General features: G+C 68.6%; 19 protein-coding genes. 10 read left to right on the forward strand and 9 right to left on the reverse strand.

The genetic code is table 11. The annotated features are described in order from the left end of the window. Positions 1–26: 26 nt before the first annotated feature. Positions 27–350, forward strand: coding sequence for a WhiB family transcriptional regulator (locus C6Y44_RS02095; protein ID WP_006552432.1), 324 nt, complete (start codon positions 27–29; stop codon positions 348–350). A 47-nt stretch (positions 351–397) separates the two neighbouring features. Here the strand turns inward: C6Y44_RS02095 and C6Y44_RS02100 are convergent, their stop codons facing one another. Both C6Y44_RS02100 and C6Y44_RS02105 read right to left on the reverse strand, forming a co-directional pair. Then, complete coding sequence (locus C6Y44_RS02100) at positions 398–1,528, reverse strand: ArsA family ATPase (RefSeq protein WP_060653845.1); 1,131 nt, start codon at positions 1,526–1,528, stop codon at positions 398–400. After that, a complete protein-coding gene (locus C6Y44_RS02105) occupies positions 1,525–2,541 on the reverse strand; it encodes an ArsA family ATPase (RefSeq protein WP_372474249.1) in 1,017 nt (338 codons plus the stop codon). The genes C6Y44_RS02100 and C6Y44_RS02105 overlap by 4 nt, the downstream gene beginning before the upstream one ends. Positions 2,542–2,591: 50 nt before the next feature. Between C6Y44_RS02105 and C6Y44_RS02110 the strand changes: the two genes are divergently transcribed. The 3 genes from C6Y44_RS02110 to C6Y44_RS02120 are packed head-to-tail and all read left to right on the forward strand — an operon-like array spanning position 2,592 to position 4,071. Beyond that, positions 2,592–2,756 (forward strand): DUF4177 domain-containing protein, encoded by a 165-nt coding sequence (locus tag C6Y44_RS02110; protein ID WP_006552429.1) that lies wholly within the window; start codon positions 2,592–2,594, stop codon positions 2,754–2,756. A gap of 3 nt (positions 2,757–2,759) precedes the next feature. Further along, on the forward strand, positions 2,760–3,224 hold the full coding sequence (locus tag C6Y44_RS02115; protein ID WP_159416880.1) for a RidA family protein: 465 nt from the start codon (positions 2,760–2,762) through the stop codon (positions 3,222–3,224). A 58-nt stretch (positions 3,225–3,282) separates the two neighbouring features. Then, positions 3,283–4,071 carry an MBL fold metallo-hydrolase gene (locus C6Y44_RS02120; RefSeq protein WP_120281217.1) on the forward strand — a complete coding sequence of 263 codons (789 nt, stop codon included), beginning with the start codon at positions 3,283–3,285 and terminating at the stop codon, positions 4,069–4,071. Between the two features lie 82 nt (positions 4,072–4,153). Here the strand turns inward: C6Y44_RS02120 and C6Y44_RS02125 are convergent, their stop codons facing one another. After that, on the reverse strand, positions 4,154–4,828 hold the full coding sequence (locus C6Y44_RS02125) for a Crp/Fnr family transcriptional regulator (RefSeq protein WP_006552426.1): 675 nt from the start codon (positions 4,826–4,828) through the stop codon (positions 4,154–4,156). Between the two features lie 191 nt (positions 4,829–5,019). Then, entirely contained in the window at positions 5,020–5,292 is a 273-nt protein-coding gene (locus C6Y44_RS02130) for a hypothetical protein (RefSeq protein ID WP_060653839.1), read from the reverse strand. A 72-nt stretch (positions 5,293–5,364) separates the two neighbouring features. Here C6Y44_RS02130 and nth point away from each other — a divergent pair, with 72 nt between their 5' ends. The 4 genes from nth to C6Y44_RS02150 are packed head-to-tail and all read left to right on the forward strand — an operon-like array spanning position 5,365 to position 8,714. Next, positions 5,365–6,159, forward strand: coding sequence for an endonuclease III (nth, locus tag C6Y44_RS02135; RefSeq protein WP_060653837.1), 795 nt, complete (start codon positions 5,365–5,367; stop codon positions 6,157–6,159). Between the two features lie 4 nt (positions 6,160–6,163). Then, on the forward strand, positions 6,164–6,835 hold the full coding sequence (locus C6Y44_RS02140) for a TlpA family protein disulfide reductase (RefSeq protein ID WP_060653835.1): 672 nt from the start codon (positions 6,164–6,166) through the stop codon (positions 6,833–6,835). Beyond that, complete coding sequence (locus C6Y44_RS02145) at positions 6,832–7,530, forward strand: NUDIX hydrolase (RefSeq protein WP_120281221.1); 699 nt, start codon at positions 6,832–6,834, stop codon at positions 7,528–7,530. The genes C6Y44_RS02140 and C6Y44_RS02145 overlap by 4 nt, the downstream gene beginning before the upstream one ends. After that, a complete protein-coding gene (locus C6Y44_RS02150) occupies positions 7,527–8,714 on the forward strand; it encodes a MarP family serine protease (RefSeq protein WP_159416879.1) in 1,188 nt (395 codons plus the stop codon). The genes C6Y44_RS02145 and C6Y44_RS02150 overlap by 4 nt, the downstream gene beginning before the upstream one ends. Before the next feature lie 27 nt (positions 8,715–8,741). Here C6Y44_RS02150 and C6Y44_RS02155 read toward each other — a convergent pair whose 3' ends face one another. Genes C6Y44_RS02155 through nhaA form a run of 3 tightly spaced genes read right to left on the reverse strand, consistent with a single transcriptional unit; the run spans position 8,742 to position 11,423 of the window. Further along, the gene (locus tag C6Y44_RS02155) at positions 8,742–9,677 is read right to left on the reverse strand and encodes an alpha/beta fold hydrolase (RefSeq protein WP_159416878.1); all 936 of its coding nucleotides are present in this window, start codon (positions 9,675–9,677) and stop codon (positions 8,742–8,744) included. A gap of 16 nt (positions 9,678–9,693) precedes the next feature. After that, positions 9,694–10,209 carry a phage holin family protein gene (locus tag C6Y44_RS02160; protein WP_060653827.1) on the reverse strand — a complete coding sequence of 172 codons (516 nt, stop codon included), beginning with the start codon at positions 10,207–10,209 and terminating at the stop codon, positions 9,694–9,696. Further along, positions 10,209–11,423: a Na+/H+ antiporter NhaA gene (nhaA, locus tag C6Y44_RS02165; protein WP_120283891.1), complete on the reverse strand. Its 1,215-nt coding sequence runs from the start codon at positions 11,421–11,423 to the stop codon at positions 10,209–10,211. The genes C6Y44_RS02160 and nhaA overlap by 1 nt, the downstream gene beginning before the upstream one ends. Before the next feature lie 201 nt (positions 11,424–11,624). Between nhaA and C6Y44_RS02170 the strand changes: the two genes are divergently transcribed. After that, on the forward strand, positions 11,625–12,995 hold the full coding sequence (locus C6Y44_RS02170) for an MFS transporter (protein ID WP_225623700.1): 1,371 nt from the start codon (positions 11,625–11,627) through the stop codon (positions 12,993–12,995). A gap of 63 nt (positions 12,996–13,058) precedes the next feature. Here C6Y44_RS02170 and acs read toward each other — a convergent pair whose 3' ends face one another. Then, a complete protein-coding gene (gene acs, locus C6Y44_RS02175) occupies positions 13,059–14,990 on the reverse strand; it encodes an acetate--CoA ligase (RefSeq protein WP_192378617.1) in 1,932 nt (643 codons plus the stop codon). Between the two features lie 198 nt (positions 14,991–15,188). Here acs and C6Y44_RS02180 point away from each other — a divergent pair, with 198 nt between their 5' ends. Beyond that, positions 15,189–15,938, forward strand: a complete 750-nt coding sequence (locus C6Y44_RS02180) for a Fic family protein (protein WP_174246947.1) — start codon at positions 15,189–15,191, stop codon at positions 15,936–15,938. A 456-nt stretch (positions 15,939–16,394) separates the two neighbouring features. On the opposite strand, the gene C6Y44_RS02185 is transcribed toward C6Y44_RS02180, so the two are convergent. After that, positions 16,395–17,249 (reverse strand): HAD family hydrolase, encoded by an 855-nt coding sequence (locus tag C6Y44_RS02185; RefSeq protein WP_372474241.1) that lies wholly within the window; start codon positions 17,247–17,249, stop codon positions 16,395–16,397. Positions 17,250–17,363 lie beyond the last annotated feature (114 nt).

Genomic DNA, 17,363 nt, shown 5'->3' on the forward strand with positions numbered 1-17,363 from the left:
CGTTCGGAAAGTAAAGGGGCAACTGAATGCACATGACCACCCCGACGACCCGACTCGACGTCGATCAGGCCGAAGCGCGCATCGCTTGGGTCTCCAAGGCTCGCTGCCGCGAAGTCGATCCCGATGAACTGTTCGTGCGTGGCGCAGCACAGCGCAAGGCTGCGGTGATCTGCCGGCACTGCCCGGTGATGCTCGAGTGCGGGGCGGACGCCCTCGACAACCGTGTCGAGTTCGGCGTGTGGGGAGGCATGACGGAGCGGCAGCGTCGTGCTCTCCTCAAGCAGCATCCCGAGGTCGAGTCCTGGGCCGATTTCTTCCAGGCGCAGCGACAGCACCAGAGCGCGGTCTAGTCACCACCTCACCGGTACGAACCGCCGAGATCATGACCCGCGAGACATCACGCCTCGCGGGTCAATTGCTCACCCACCGCCCGCAGCGCCTCGAGATCCGAGACCTCGAAGGGCAGCGAGGGCACCCCGACCACGGGGACGGCGGGATTCGCCGCGGTGAAGTTGCGTAGCAACCGCAGCTCCCGCTTGGCGATCACGGCCCGGTGCGCGTGGATGCGGAGAACGGCCTCCGCGGCCTTCGCGTCCACGCCCTCCTCCTCGGCGAGCTGGTCCGCTGCGGCGAGGGCGTGATCGGACGGCAGCGCCGACAGTGTCGGATGGGTGCGGTTGAGCACCAGGCCCGACAGCGGCATGCGATCGCCCGAGAGTCGCTCGACGAAGAACGACGCCTCGCGCAGCGCATCGGGTTCGGGTGCCGCGACCACCATGAAGTGGGTTCCCGGCTGCTGCAGCAACCGGTAGGTGCGGTTGGCGCGCTCGCGGAAGCCCCCGAACATCGAGTCCAGCGACTGCACGAAGGCCGACGCGTCCGACAGCATCTGGCTCCCGACGATCGTCGAGACCGCCTTGAGCGCGAGCCCCATCGCGCCGGTCACCAGGCGGCCGAAGCCACGCCCGGGTGCAGTGAAGATCCGGATCATCCGGCCGTCGAGGAAGGCTCCGAGCCGCTGGGGAGCGTCGAGGAAATCGAGCGCGTTCCGGGACGGCGGGGTGTCGACGATGATGAGATCCCACTCGTCGCTCTGCGCGAGCTGACCGAGCTTCTCCATCGCCATGTACTCCTGCGTGCCGGAGAAGGACGACGCCACGGTCTGATAGAAGGGGTTGTCGAGGATCTGCTGCGCCTTCTCCGGCGTCGAGTGCTCGAGCACCATGTCGTCGAAGGTGCGACGCATGTTGAGCATCATCGCGTGCAGCTCGCCCTTCGCCTCCGGCCCGAGCTCCACCTTCTGCGGGGAGTTGTCGAGCGAGGCGACCCCGAGGGCCTGCGCCAGTCGCCGCGCCGGGTCGATCGTGAGCACCACGACGCTGCGGCCCCGCTCGGCCGCGCGCAACGCGAGCGCCGCGGCGGTGGTCGTCTTGCCGACACCTCCCGATCCGCAGCACACGATCACCCGGGACGAGCGGTCGTCCAGGATGCGGCCGACGTCGAGGGCCTTCCGGATCGGTGCGCTCATCGGACACCCTGCTCGGCGAGGGCGTCGGCGAGTTCGTAGAGGCCACCGAGATCGACACCGTCGGCCAGGGCCGGTAGGGACATGCGTGCCACCTTCACTTCGTCGAGTTGAGCGGCGCTCACCTGTTGCGCCTGGAGTACCGCGGCGTGCTCGATGGTCTCGGTCAGCAGGCCGGCGAAATCGTCGTCGGACAGCTTGATGGACACCTTCTCCAGGGTCGTCCGGACCGCGGGCCCCGCGATGCGGCCGGCGGCGACGTCGTCGACGAGTTCCTCGGGCAGGTGTTCGGGGGCGGTGCGGTTGACGATCACCGTGCCCATCCGGAGATCGGCGGCCTCGAGTTCGTCCACCGCGTCGGCCGTCTCCTGCACCGGCAGAGCCTCGAGCAGGGTCACCAGGTGGACCACGGTCTGGTCGGAGTGCAGCAGCCGGACCACGCCCTCGCTCTGCGACCGGATCGGACCGGACTTCGCGAGATCGGCCATGGCCTTGGTGACGTCGAGGAAGCTGCCGATGCGGCCGGTAGGCGGGGAATCGACGACGACCGCGTCGTAGACGGGGGTACCCGACGCGTCGGTCCGCACCACCGTCTCCTTGATCTTGCCGGTGAGGATCACGTCGCGCAGACCCGGCGCGAGCGTGGTCACGAACTCGATCGCCCCCATCCGTCGCATCGCGCGACCTGCGAATCCGAGGTTGTAGAACATGTCGAGGTATTCGAGGAAGGCCGCCTCGATGTCGATCGCGAGAGCCGACACCTCCCCGCCACCCGGCGCGGTCGCGATCTTCGTCTCGACCGGCGGGAGCGGCGGGACGTCGAACAGCTGCGCGATGCCCTGACGTCCCTCGGTCTCGACGAGCAGGACCTTGCGACCTCCGGCGGCGAGCGCCAGCGCGAGCGCCGCGGCCACGGTGGACTTCCCGGTGCCACCCTTGCCGGACACGAAGTGCAGTCGCGCCTGGGCGGCGCCTGCCGGCCATTCGCCGGAATGTGATGTCGGAGATGCCACGATCACGAGCCTATAAGTCGTGGACGGTGAACGGTGCCGGATAGGGTCAGGACATGAGTGAAACCACCACATGGGAATACGCAACCGTGCCGCTGCTCACGCACGCGACCAAGCAGATCCTCGACCAGTGGGGTGCCGACGGCTGGGAGCTCGTCACCGTCCTGCCCGGCCCCACCGGTGAGCAGCACGTCGCCTACCTCAAGCGTCCGAAGGGCTGACCCGTGTCGCACAACACCTGGAGCGCACGCCTGACCGAACTCGGCATCACCCTGCCGCCGGTCGCCGCCCCGGTGGCGGCCTACGTGCCCGCCGTCCGCAACGGCGACGTCGTCTACACCTCCGGTCAGCTGCCGCTGGTCGACGGGAAGCTGACGCACACCGGCAAGGTGGGTGCCGAAGTGTCGGCGGAGGAGGCGAAGACCGCGGCCCGCACCGCCGCGCTCAACGCGCTCGCCGCCGTTGATGCTCTCGTCGGACTCGACAACATCGCGAGCGTCGTGAAGGTCGTCGGCTTCGTGGCGTCCGCCGAGGGCTTCACCGGTCAGCCCGGCGTCATCAACGGCGCGTCGGAACTGCTCGGGGAGATCTTCGGTGAGGTCGGTGCGCATGCCCGCTCGGCCGTCGGCGTCGCCGAACTGCCCCTCGGCGCTCCCGTCGAGGTCGAGCTGATGGTGGAAGTACGCTGACGCCACCCTCCCCGACCGAGGGCGGCTCCCGACGGACCCGACACGAGAGGCACAAGTGATGGCGCTGGTCCACCCCGCCTACGCGCAGTTGCGGCAGGTCACCGAGAACGCCGCGGTGATCCTGGCCGAGAACCCCTCGATCATGTCCCTCGAGGGAACGAACACCTGGATCCTCCGGGCGCCCGGCAGCGATGAGTGCGTCGTGGTCGATCCGGGTCCCCTCGACGAAGGGCATCTCGAGCGGATCGCGCAGGTGCCGGTGGCGGCGACCCTCATCAGTCACCGCCACTTCGACCACACCGAGGGTGCCGAGCGTTTCTCGCAGCTCGCGGAATGCCCGGTGCACGCGGTGCTGCCGGAACACCGCCACGGCGGTGGGCAGCAACTGTCCGACGGCGACGTCGTCGAGGCAGCGGGTCTGCGCATCCGGGTCGTCGCGACCCCGGGGCACACCGCCGACTCGCTGTCGTTCGTGATCGAACAGGACCGCAGTGTGCTCACTGCCGACACCATCCTCGGCCGCGGTACGACCGTGCTCGACGACTCCGACGGCGACCTCGGCGACTACCTGCGGTCGCTGAGGTCGCTCATCGGACTCGGCGGCGGCTACACGGTGCTGCCCGGGCACGGCCCCGAGCTGCCCGACCTCGAGACGATCGCGCGGGAGTACCTCGCACACCGGGAAGGCCGGCTCGAGCAGGTGCGCGGTGCACTGCGCACCCTCGGCACCGACGCCTCCGCGCGGCAGGTCGTCGAGCACGTCTACGCCGACGTCGACCCCTCGCTGTGGGGTGCGGCGGAGAAGTCGGTCAACGTGCAGCTGGAGTACCTGCGCAGCCACAGCTGAACCGGAGCAACCACGGCCGGCTGAGGTGAGACACACGAAAGGCCGGGACGCAGAGCGTCCCGGCCTTTCGGCGATCCGTGGGTCAGCGAGCGCGACGCGCCAGACGCTCCGAGTCGGAGATCAGCACGCTCTTGCCCTCGAGACGCAGCCAGCCGCGGTGCGCGAAGTCGGCCAGGGCCTTGTTCACGGTCTCGCGGGACGCGCCGACGAGCTGCGCGATCTCTTCCTGCGTCAGGTCGTGCGTGACACGCAGGGCGCCGGCCTCCTGGGTGCCGAAACGCTGGGCGAGCTGCAGCAGCGCCTTGGCGACACGACCGGGGACGTCGGTGAAGATCAGGTCGGCGAGGCTGTTGTTGGTGCGACGCAGACGACGGGCCAGCACGCGGAGGAGCTGCTCGGCGATCTCGGGGCGCTGGTCGATCCATGCCTTGAGCGCGTCGCGGTCCATGCTCACGGCGCGCACCTCGGTGACGGTGGTGGCGGTGGAGGTGCGCGGACCCGGGTCGAAGATCGACAGCTCGCCGAACATGTCGGACGGGCCCATGATCGTCAGGAGGTTCTCGCGGCCGTCGGGCGAACGACGCCCGAGCTTCACCTTGCCGGAGACGATGATGTACAGCCGGTCGCCGGGTTCACCCTCGTTGAAGATGACATGGCCGCGCGGGAAATCTACAGGCTGAAGCTCTTTGATCAGCGCCGCAACCGCCGAGGGCTCGACTCCTTGGAAGATGCCTGCTCTGGCCAGGACCTCGTCCACGTGCGCTCCTTTTGGGAATGATTCGTCATCTACTGCCGGGTCTGCACGTCGACGGACTTCCCGGGCAGGTCACCTGTCAGGCGTACGAGCGCCCAGTCTATCGTGCGCGCTGCACGAGTGAGTGACCGATACCACGGAAACGGTCGACGAACCCGATCATCGGCACTACGAGGCTACCGGCAGGTAGTCGTTCAGCTGGCGCGGCGCGCGCGCAGATGGCCGTCCGAATCGTCTGCGCCGTCGGCGCTCGGTCCGCGGCGACGGCGACGCTGGAAGCGGGCCAGGGCCCCGGGGAAACCTTCACGAGCGAGTGCCGCGACATCGGCCTGGTCCGCCTTGTCGAGGAACTCCTCCACTTCCTGCTCACGGACGGACAACCGACTCAAGCGCGCTTCGACACGTTCCATGGACAGTGCGAACAACATGAGCAGCACCGGGAAGAGGACGACAGCAAGAGCTTGCATACCCGGAAGTAAACACCGGAAAGATCTCGGAAGAGACACGGGGCCGGATCCTGGGGAGAGTGTTTACGTAGAGTGGATCAGGTGCATGCCACCCAGTCCGAGAGCCCCGAGACGGCCCCGCGCCGAGTGACCGGAAAGGCTCGCGGACCGGAGTCGCGCCTGGCCCTCGTCCGTCGCGCACGACGGATGAACCGACGCCTCGCCGAGGCCTTCCCGCACGTCTACTGCGAGCTGGACTTCACGAATCCGCTCGAGCTCGCCGTCGCCACGATCCTGTCGGCACAGTGCACGGATGTGCGGGTCAACCAGGTGACTCCCGCTCTGTTCGCCCGGTATCCCGACGCCCGCGCGTACGCGGAGGCCGACCGCGCCGAGCTCGAGGAGTACATCCGCTCGACCGGCTTCTACCGCAACAAGGCCAACTCGCTCATCGGTCTCGGTCAGGCTCTGCTCGAGCGGCACGACGGCGAGGTGCCGGCCCGCCTGAAGGATCTCGTCGCGCTGCCCGGCATCGGCCGCAAGACCGCCAACGTCATCCTCGGCAACGCCTTCGATGTGCCGGGTATCACGGTCGACACCCACTTCCAGCGGCTCGTGCGTCGCTGGGAATGGACCGACGAGACCGATCCGGTCAAGATCGAGCACGCGGTGGGTGCGCTCATCGAGCGCAAGGAGTGGACACTGCTGTCCCATCGCGTGATCTTCCACGGTCGGCGCGTGTGCCACGCACGCAAGCCGGCATGCGGGGTGTGTGTCCTCGCGAAGGACTGCCCCTCCTACGGGACCGGGCCCACCGATCCGCAGACCGCGGCCGCGCTGGTGAAGGGACCGGAGACCGAGCACCTGCTCGAGCTGGCCGGGCGGTGACGGAGTGCGTCCTTCCACAGCAGGCCGCTGGAGCCTGGCAGCCCTCGTCGTCGTCATCGCGTTGATCGTCGCCATCTGGCCGCGCGACCGCAGCGACCCTCCGCCGGCCACCGGTTCGGGACCGGCCACTTCCTCGGCCGCACCCGTGGACCGCCGACCCCAGGACGACGCGCAGGCCCTCGCTCCGCTGCGGGAGACCGCCGCGCTGGATCCGTGCCCGCAGCCGGGCGCGTCCTCGCCCGCTCCCGCCGGCCCGCTCGCCGGGCTGGTCTTCGAGTGCGTGGGCGACGGTTCCTCCGTCGACCTCGCGGCCGCCCTCGCCGGAAAGCCCGCCGTGGTGAACCTGTGGGCCTGGTGGTGCGCTCCCTGCGCCGAGGAACTACCGGTTCTCCAGGACTACGCCGCCCGGGTGGGCGAGGAGGTCACCGTCGTCACCGTCCACACCGACCCGAACGAGTCGAACGCCCTCGGCCGGCTCGCCGACTACGACGTGCATCTGCCGGGTGTGCAGGACGGCTCGGGTCGCGTGCAGGCCGCGGTCGGTGCGCCCGCCGTCCTTCCCGTGACGGTGCTGCTCCGCGCCGACGGATCGGTCGCCGCGGTGCTCCCTATCCCGTTCCGGTCGGCCGACGAGGTCGCTTCGGTCGTCGAGGAGCATCTGGGGGTGGCCGCATGATCCCCGAATGGCTCCGGCGTGTCGCCTCGGTGTCGCCGACCGACCCGCACGGTCTCAACCCGATCCTGAACCGCCGCGCGCCGCGCGACGCGCGGGTGCGGCAGGCCTCGGTGCTGGTGCTGTTCGGCGGGTCGCCCGAGGCCGATCCGATCGCCCGCGGCGGACTTCCTGCCGACGCCGACGTCCTGCTCACCCAGCGCGCCGCGACGTTGCGGCAGCACAGTGGACAGGTGGCCTTTCCCGGAGGCGCCGCCGATCCCGAGGACTACGGTGCCATCCACACCGCACTGCGTGAAGCGGAGGAGGAGACCGGCCTGGATCCGTCCGGGATCCGGCCGCTCGCCGTGCTCCCCGAACTGTTCATCCCGCCTTCCGGCTTCGACGTGACCCCCGTGGTCGCCTACTGGGAGACCCCGAGCCCCGTCGGCGTGGTCGACCCGCAGGAGGCGACCCGCGTGGTCCGGGTGTCGCTGCACGAGTTGCTCGACCCCGACAACCGTTTCCAGGTCCGGCACCGGCTGGGCTATCAGGGCCCGGCATTCCAGGTGGACGGGATGCTGGTCTGGGGTTTCACCGCGGGTGTGCTCGCGGGTCTGTTCGCGGTGTCGGGGTGGGAGATCGAGTGGGATCACCACGATGTCCGTGACCTCGACGTCGTACTCGCCGAACTGGAGACGGGGGTGGTCGAATCATGACCGGATCGGGCTGGATCGATCTGATCATCGTGGTGATCGTCCTGATCGCCGCGTCCTCCGGACTCCGGCAGGGAGCCGTCGCCTCGGCGCTGGCCTTCCTGGGCGTGCTGCTCGGTGCGGTCGCGGGCATCCTCATCGCCCCGCACGTGCTCGTGCACATCGACGACGCGCGCATGCGCATCCTCGCCGGGATCGCTCTGATCGTGGTGCTGGTGGTGATCGGCGAGGTGGCCGGCATGGTGCTCGGACGTGCCGCGCGCAGCGGCATCCACAGTCCGGGTGCGCGGGCGGTGGACAGCGTCGTCGGCGCCGGTCTGCAGTCGGTCGCGGTGCTCGTCGCCGCGTGGCTGCTCGCCATCCCGCTGACCGCCACGACCCAGCCCGCCGTCTCCGCGGCCGTGCGAGGCTCCCAGGTGCTCGGGACCGTCGACGATGTCGCCCCCGACTGGATGCGCGCGATCCCCAACGAGTTCTCGGCGCTGCTCGACACCTCGGGTCTGCCCGAGGTGATCGGGCCGTTCGGGCGCACCCCGATCGCCGAGGTGGAGGCACCCGACGGTGGTCTCCTCGAAGGATCGGTCCCGGCCCGGCTGCAGACGAGCGTGCTGCGCATCAACGGCGTCGCACCCAGCTGCCAGAAGGCGCTCGAAGGATCCGGTTTCGTCGTGGCCCCCGAACGGGTGATGACGAACGCGCACGTCGTGGCCGGAACCGCGGCGGTGACCGTCGATACGGAGAGCGGCCCGCTCGATGCGACCGTCGTGCTCTTCGATCCGGAGGTGGACGTCGCGATCCTCGCGGTGCCGGGACTGACCGCGCAGCCGCTGGGGTTCGCCCCGGAGCCGGCGGAGTCGGGTGACGACGCGATCGTGCTCGGCTACCCGGGCGGTGGCCCGTACACGGCGAGCGCGGCGCGGATCCGCGAGACGCTCGACCTGCAGGGCCCGGACATCTACCGCGGAGGAACCGTCGAACGCGAGGTGTACACGGTGCGCGGCACGATCCGGCAGGGCAACTCGGGTGGTCCGCTGGTCGATCCGTCCGGCAGCGTCCTCGGGATGGTCTTCGGCGCGGCGGTCGACGACACCGACACCGGTTTCGTTCTCACCGGCGCGGAGGTGAGCCGGCAACTGGAGATGGCCGGAGTGAATCAGCCGGTCGCGACCGGCGCCTGCATCGTCTGACGCCTGCCCGTCCGGCGGACGGGCAGGTCAGTCGAGTCCACGGACGAAGTCGGCGAGCAGTCCCGTCACCGCTTCGGGTTTCTCCTGGTGGGCGTAGTGGCCGGCCCCGTCGACGAATTTCAGGATCCGTCCGGGGGCGTGGCGCACGCAGCGCCGCAGGGTCGCGGCGAGCACGTAGGGATCCAGCGCGCCGTGCAGTTGCAGGATCGGCAGGGTGAGCTCGACGTCCATGGCCTTCATGAAACGGCGACCGTCGGGACGCCACTGGCTGCGGAACGCCCAGCGTTGGTATTCGAGGGTCAGGTGCGCCGTGCCCGGGATGCGGATCGCGGTGCGCAACCGGTCGACGACGTCGGCGAACTCGTCGGTGCGACGCCAGTCCGGGCCGCACCGCACACGCAGCAGCCGTTCGATCTCCAGGCCGTTGTCGCGGACCAGTTTCCGTTCGGGACGCCACGGCAGCTGGTAGGCGAGGAAGGTCGGCAGCAGAGCGTTGCGTTGCGCGCGGTCGCGCAGGGTCGCGTCGCGCAGCGAGATGGGGTGCGGGGAGTCGACGACCGCGATCGCCCGCACGACATGGGGATGGAGCACCGCGGTCGCCCAGCACACGAGGCCGCCGTCGGCGTGGCCCACGAGGATCGCCTCGGTGTGCCCGAGCGCACGGATCAGTCCCGCGATGTCGTTCGAGAGCGTCCAGCCGTCGTATCCGCGCGGCGGCTTGTCCGTGTCGCCGTAACCGCGCAGGTCCACCGCGACCGCCCGGTAACCGAGATCGGCGAAGGCGGTGAGCTGGTGACGCCACGACCACCACAGGTCGGCGAAGCCGTGCACGAACACCACGAGCGGTGTGTCCGGGTCGTGCGGGCCGGCTTCGACGGCATGGAAACGGATGCCGTTGGCGTGGATGTCTCGATGCGTCCACGGTCCGGGATACCGGACCGTGGACGGGTCGGGGACGGGCACTGACGGTTCCGGTTCGTCAGCGGGTGGCGTGACGCGGCGCGGCGTGGCGCGGGCCGTCCGAGTCGTGTCCGTCCTGGCTGCTCGGGAGGATCGACGCGGTCTGCTTGAGCGAGTCGATGGTCTTGTTGGGCGCGCGCAACTTGCGGACCCGCATGTAGCCGATCAGGGCCAGCAGGCCCGTCACCACCAGCATGATCAGGAAGACGATGAGGAAGGCGAGCCAGCGCGCCACCCAGACGTCGAGGAGTTCGGCGAGAAAGAAGAAGAAGAAGAACGAACTGAAGGTCAGCACGGCGAGCGCGAGGATGAAGAACAGGCTGCCCTGCACGCCCTTCTTGACCTCACCGGTCACCTCTGCCTTGGCGAGCTGGACTTCGGCGCGGAACAGTGTGGACAGCTGCGTCGCGGCGTCGCGCACCAGTTCGCCCACACTGGCGTCGCGGGGTGTCGGAGCGTCCACCTTCGTCAACGGGATCCCCGAGATGCTCGACGGGACTCCGTTCTCCGGACGATTCGCGTTCGTCACGCTCACTACTCGACCCCTTCGGTTGGTTCGTTCCGTTGGCGGTGGGCGCGCCCACGCCGTAACAGTAGCGCCGACCCGAGGAGAGAGGCGATCAATGACGTCACCAGCACGGCGGCCTTGGCGATCTCGGCGGCCTCTCCGGTCAGCGACAACTCGGTGATCAGCAGACTCACGGTGAACCCGATCGCGCCGAGCACGGCAAGGGCGAGGACGTCGCCCCACTGCAGCCCGGTCGGTTTCGTCGCCACCCGGAAACGGATGGCCACCCACGTGCTGCCGAAGATGCCGACGGTCTTGCCGACGAGCAGACCGAGGACGATGGCGAGGCCGACGGGGTCGGTGAAGACGTTGCCGAGCATCTCGGCGCCGATGGGAACACCCGAGGCGAACAACGCGAAGATCGGGACGCACAGACCCGCCGACCACGGCTGGAGGCGGTGGGCGAGCCGCTCGGCGGGCCCGTAGTCCTCTCCGGGATCGGTGCGGACGCGGGTGAGGAGGCCGAGGAGGACCCCGGCGACGGTCGCGTGGATACCGGCGCTGTGCATCGCGTACCAGGTGAACAATGCGAGCGGCACGTACAGCCACGGGGTGGTGATGCGCTTCTTCTGCGCGAACCAGTACGCCGCTGCCGCGGCCACCGTCGCGAGCATCCAGCCGAGCGCGAGACCGGAGGTGAACAGGATCGCGATGAGTGCGATGCCGATGAGGTCGTCGACGACGGCCAGGCTCAGCAGGAAGACCCGGGCGCTGGTGGGGATGCGCGAACCGGTGAGTGCGAGCACGCCGAGAGCGAAGGCGATGTCGGTCGCGACCGGGATCGCCCAGCCCCGGTCCATGCCGGGGGTTCCCCAGCCCACGGCGGCCGCGATGAGGGCCGGCAGCAGCACACCGCCGCAGGCCGCGATGACCGGCAGGATCGCCTTCCTGCGGTCGGCGAGTTCGCCGATGACCAGTTCGCGCTTGAGTTCGAGGCCGGCGACGAAGAAGAAGACCGCGAGCAGTCCGTCCTTCGCCCACGTCCCGAGCGACAGGTGCAGGTGGAGGAACTCCGGTCCGATCTCGAAGTCGCGCAGCGCGGTGTAGGAGTCGCCGAAGGGGGAGTTGATCCAGATCAGCGCGATCGCGGCGGCGACGAGCAGCAGTGAACCGCCGACGGTCTCGGCGCGGAGATAGCGGTTCAGGGAACTGGTCCAGGTAACGGAGGAGGTGTCGGACACGGGCGTCTTTCGCTGGGCGGATACGGGCACGGGCGAACCGTCGCCGACCAGACTTCCCGGCACACCGGGGAAGAGTCTAACGCCGGACGGGGGGCGTCCGTAGGAGTGTCCGATTTGCGGTGGGCGGAAACTCGGGTGTTCACTTTTCCTAGTAAGTGGGATCTTGTCTCAGAATGTGAGTGGAGTAGTGGGGATGGTTCAGTGAGCACATCGGTCGGAGTGGAGGACGGCGGCTCCTCGCTCGTCGCAGGCGTTCCTCGCCGGCGCATCGTCGTCGCCAGCATGGTCGGCACGTCCATCGAGTTCTACGACTTCTACATCTATGCGACAGCCGCCGTCTCGGTCTTCCCGCACCTGTTCTTCCCGCAGGGCAACAGCACGACCGCGCTGCTCGCCTCCCTCGCGACCTTCGGCATCGCCTTCGTCGCCCGTCCGGTCGGATCCGTGGTCTTCGGACACTTCGGCGACCGCATCGGCCGCAAGGTCACCCTCGTCGGCTCGCTCCTGACGATGGGCATCGCGACCTTCCTCATCGGCCTGCTGCCGACCTACCACCAGGCCGGGCTCATCGCCCCGGCGTTGCTGGCGCTCATGCGTTTCTGCCAGGGTCTGGGTCTCGGTGGGGAATGGTCGGGGGCGGCGCTGCTCGCCACCGAGACGGCCGAACCCGGCAAGCGCGCCTGGGCGGCGATGTGGCCGCAGCTCGGCGCGCCCATCGGCTTCATCGGAGCCAACGGTCTGTTCCTGATCATCACGCTGGCGCTCGGCCACGACAACGGTGATCCCGACCTGTCGAGTGCCTTCCTCGAATGGGGCTGGCGCATCCCGTTCCTGCTCAGCGCCATCATGGTGATCATCGGCCTGTACGTGCGGCTCAAGCTCGAGGAGACGCCGGTCTTCGCCAAGGCCGTCGCCGAGGGCAAGAAGGTCAAGACGCCTCTCGCCGAGGTGTTCAAGACCAGCTGGCGTCAGCTGATCATCGGCACCTTCGTCATGCTCGCGACGTACACGCTCTTCTACATCATGACCACCTGGGTCCTGAGCTTCGGAACGGGCAAGACCCCCGCCGAAGGCGGCCACGGTGCCGGATTCCAGTACGCGGACTTCCTCGTGCTGCAGCTGGTCGCGGTGCTGTTCTTCGCCGCGGCCGTGCCCCTCGCCGGATGGCTCGCCGACCGCTACGGCCGCCGCTCGACCCTGCTCGTCGTCACGGGCGCGATCATGGTGTTCGGCCTGTGCTTCCAGTTCCTGCTGTCGAGCGACGGCATGAGCTCCGGCCGCATGCTGTTCTTCCTCATCGTCGGCATGCTGCTCATGGGTCTGACCTTCGGGCCGCAGAGCGCGATCCTGCCCGAGCTGTTCCCGACGAACGTCCGCTACACCGGCTCCGGGATCTCCTACAACGTCTCGAGCATCCTCGGTGCCGCCGTCGCCCCGTTCATCGCGACCTGGCTCGCCACGAGCTACGGCGTCGGCTGGGTGGGCATCTACCTGCTCATCGCCGCGGCGACGACCTTCGTCGCGCTGCTCATCGTCAAGGAGACGCGCGACCGGTCGCTCGACGAGGTGTAGTCGTACCGACAGCGAAAGGCCCCTTCCGGATCCGATCCGGAAGGGGCCTTTCCTCGTGCGGAACTACTTGCCGCGGATCGCGTCGAAGACGGCCGGATCGACCAGGGTCGAGGTGTCGCCGAGCTCGCGACCCTCGGCGACGTCGCGCAGCAGGCGGCGCATGATCTTGCCCGACCGGGTCTTCGGCAGTTCCGGCACCACGGTGATCTGGCGGGGCTTGGCGATCGGGGAGATCTCCACCGCGACGTGATCGCGCAGTTCCTTGATGAGCGTGTCGCCGGTGTTCTCGACATGCTCGCGCAGGATCACGAACGCGACGATGCCCTGACCGGTGGTCTCGTCCGCCGCGCCGACGACCGCGGCCTCGGCGATGGACGGGTGCGACACGAGCGCCGACTCGACCTCCGAGGTGGAGATGCGGTGACCGGAGACGTTCATGACGTCGTCGACGCGGCCGAGCACCCACAGCGCTCCGTCGTCGTCGTAACGCGCACCGTCGCCGGCGAAGTACCAACCCTGGTCCTCGTAACGCGACCAGTAGGTCTCGCGGTAACGCTGCTCGTCGCCCCAGATGCCGCGCAGCATCGCCGGCCACGGCTGGTCGAGCACCAGATAGCCGTTACCGCCCGCGCCGAGCGGCTTGGCCTCGTCGTCGACGATCTTCGCCGAGATGCCGGGCAGCGGCGCCATCGCGGAGCCGGGCTTGGTGGCCGTGATGCCGGGCAGCGGCGAGATCATGATCGCGCCGGTCTCGGTCTGCCACCAGGTGTCGACGATCGGTGCCGAATCCGCGCCGATGACCTCGCGGTACCACCGCCACGCCTCCGGGTTGATCGGCTCGCCGACGCTGCCGAGCAGACGGATCGACGACAGATCGTGGGCGTCGGGGATCTCGCGACCCCACTTCATGAACGTGCGGATCAGCGTCGGGGCGGTGTAGTAGATCGACACCCCGTACTTCTCGATGATCTCGAAGTGCCGGTGCTCGTTCGGCGAGTTGGGGGTGCCCTCGTAGACGACCTGGGTGACGCCGTTGCTCAGCGGTCCGTAGACGATGTAGCTGTGGCCGGTGACCCAGCCGATGTCGGCGGTGCACCAGTAGACGTCCTTGCCCGGCTTGTGGTCGAAGACGTAGTGGTGCGTGTACGACGCCTGCGTCAGATAGCCACCCGAGGTGTGGATGATGCCCTTGGGCTTACCCGTGGTGCCCGAGGTGTACAGGATGAACAGCGGGTGCTCGGAGTCGAACGGCTGCGCCTCGTGCTCCGGCGACGCCTTCTCGACGGTCTCGTGCCACCACAGGTCTCGTCCCTCGGTCCACTCGACGTCGATACCGGTGCGCGCGACGACCAGCACGTGCTCGATCGACTTCGCGTCGGCGACGGCCTCGTCGGCAGCGTTCTTGAGCGGCGCGGCCTGGCCACGACGCCACTGGCCGTCGACCGTGACGAGCAGCTTGGCCTGCGCATCGTCGATGCGCGAGCGCAGCGCCGACGACGAGAAGCCGCCGAACACCACCGAATGGGTCAGGCCGAGGCGCGCACACGCGAGCATGGTGACGATGGCCTCGGGGATCATCGGCATGTAGATCGCGACGCGATCGCCGGCGACCAGGCCGAGCTCGGTGAAGGTGTTCGCGGCGCGGGAGACCTCGGCGAGGAGGTCGTTGTAGGTCAGCGACCGGCTGTCGCCGGGCTCGCCCTCGAAAAAGATGGCGACCCGATCGCCGTTACCGGCCTCGACGTGCCGGTCGACGCAGTTGTAGGCGACGTTGAGCTTGCCGCCGACGAACCACTTCGCGAACGGAGCGTTCGACCAGTCGAGCACTTCCGTCCAGGGCTCCGCCCAGTCGAGTCGTTTCGCCTGCTCGTCCCAGAATCCGAGCCGATCGGCGTCGGCCGCGGCCTGCAGTTCCGGACCGGCGTTGGCCGTGGCGGTGAACTCCGGGCTCGGCGGGTACGCCTTCGATTCGTGCTCCTGGGCTGCGCTCGTCATGATGCGGGGCCTCTTTCCGGGATGGTTCCATTCGGGCTCTTGTGAGCGTAATCATCTGTGACCGGCACCGCACCGTTGCATCGATATGCAACCCCGTCACTTTCGCTCATCGGTCGAATTCGCGCGACGAACGGCATTCGGGCACGACCGGTGAACCTCTCGTCCGTCCACCGCATGCGCGCCGGTACCGTCGTCGGCGTGACCGACCCTCTTCAGCCTCTCGTCGACCTTCCGGGCGTACGCGACGCCGCCGACCGTGCCCGCGACGCGCTCGCAGAGGTGCATCGCCACCGAACCAATCGGCGTGGCTGGGCGAACACCGCCGCGGAGGCATCGGTGCGGGCCGCCCGCGCCTCGGCGTCGATCGACGGCGGATCGATGGAACTTCCGCAGCCGGGGGAGAGCGGCGACCCGATCCTGGCCGGAGCACTGCGGGTCGCGCAGTCGCTCGACGGTGATGCGCTCGGCAACATGGTCGCGACGTGGCGACGTGCCCCGCTGCAGGCGCTCGCCCGCCTGCACCTGCTCGCTGCCGCGGATCTGGTGGAGGACGCCGAGGAACTGGGTCGTCCGCGGACGGAACCGGGGGTCGCCGAGCGTCTCGACGGGCTCGCGCAACTCGTCACGGGCGGGACGAACGCGCCGGCGCCGGTTCTCGCTGCGGTAGTGCACGGTGAACTGTCCGTTCTGAAGCCGTTCGGTGTCGCCGACGGCATCGTCGCGCGGGCCGCGTCCCGGCTCGTGTGCGTCGCGTCCGGACTCGACACGCGCAATCTGGGCGTACCCGAGGTCCACTGGATGCGCCGACTGCAGGCCTACCGCGACGGGGTCGACGGATTCGGGGCGGGAACCGTGGAGGGCGTCGGCGGCTGGGTGCTCTTCTGCTGCGGGTCGCTCGAAGCCGGGGCTCGTGAGGCCGGCTCGATCGCCGAGGCGTTCGCCGGCTGAGTGCCGGGGGCTTCGCCGGCCGGGGCATCCCCGTCAAACTTCTGCACGCGAAACCCCCTGCACGCGAAAGCGGGTGGCATATCGATCGAGATCGATTCCGCCACCCGCTAGCACGGACGGTCCGAGTTACCATGCGTGCTGAAATGGGTTGTGATTCAACGGCCTCGGCGATGATCCGGGTATCGTCGATTCGTCCTCGCAACGGGTGCGGGGAACTCGTCTTCGAAAATCCGGAACTCGCAGGCCCACAACACTCGTGCCCTTATAGTGGCATCGGCTTCGCGTGGGTACTCGGTGTCCGTGCTGGGAAGAACAGTCGGGAGATCGAATCTTCTCTTCCGATTCGGTCTTGGCCTTCCGTCCTTCCGTAACTCCTTTCTACCCCGTCCGCGAGATGTCGGCAAGCCCCCGACGGCAATGCTTCGTTTTCGATTTCGCGGTGAGCGGCCCTGAGTGTCAACGCATCCGGCGCTTGGCCAGTCGGCGGGTGGCACCCAGTATCAGTGCCGTTGCTCCGAGGGTCGCGGCGAGCGTCGCCAGGGCGCGCGGTGACGGACGGGCACGACGTCCGAGTGGTACGGGCCGAGCGAAAGTGAGAACGGGCCAACCATTTTCGGTTGCCGCCCGGCGCAGCGGGCGGTCGGGGTTGACCGCGCGCGGATTGCCGACCTCGAGCAACATCGGCAGGTCGGTGGCCGAATCGGAGTACGCGTAGCTGCGGGAGAGGTCGTAGCCGTACTGCTCGGCGAGCTCGCGGATCGCGACCGCCTTCGCCTCCCCGAAGCAGTAGAACTCGAGCTCGCCGGCGTACCGGCCGTCGACGATCCGCATCCGGCTCCCTGTGCTGTGGGAGGCACCGAGTGTCCGGGCGATCGGAGTCACCACCTCCTGGCCGGACGCGGACACGATGATCACGTCGTGACCGCGGGCCCGATGATCGGCGATCAGGTCCTTCGCCTCCGCGTAGACGAGCGGCGTCACGACGTCCTGCAGGGTCTTCTCGACGATCGATCCGACCTGCTCGACATCCCATCCCTTGCACATGTGTGCGATGTGTTCGCGCATCCGGTCCACCCGGGCCTGATCGGCCGCCGACAACAGGTAGAGGAGCTGGGCGTAGGTGCTCTGCAGCACGGCCCGACGGCTGAGGAGACCCTCCTCGAAGAACGGCCGGGTGAACGCCAGCACGCTGGACTTGGCGATGACGGTCTTGTCGAGATCGAAGAACGCTGCGATGCGAGCCGAATCCGGTGAGCCCCCCGTCGACGGGGCCGGTCGGGACGGATTCACGGACGTGTCGGTCACGATCACCACAATAGGGGCGCGCCGCGCCGGTGTTTGAAGTTGCAAGTAGTCACGCCTAACGGTGTACTATCGCGAATGCCCGGGTCGATACTCGGGTTGTGTTCAGCCCGACCCCCCGGG

Origin of the sequence: Rhodococcus rhodochrous (assembly GCF_014854695.1) — a bacterium.
In the GTDB taxonomy this organism is placed as follows: Bacteria; Actinomycetota; Actinomycetes; order Mycobacteriales; family Mycobacteriaceae; genus Rhodococcus.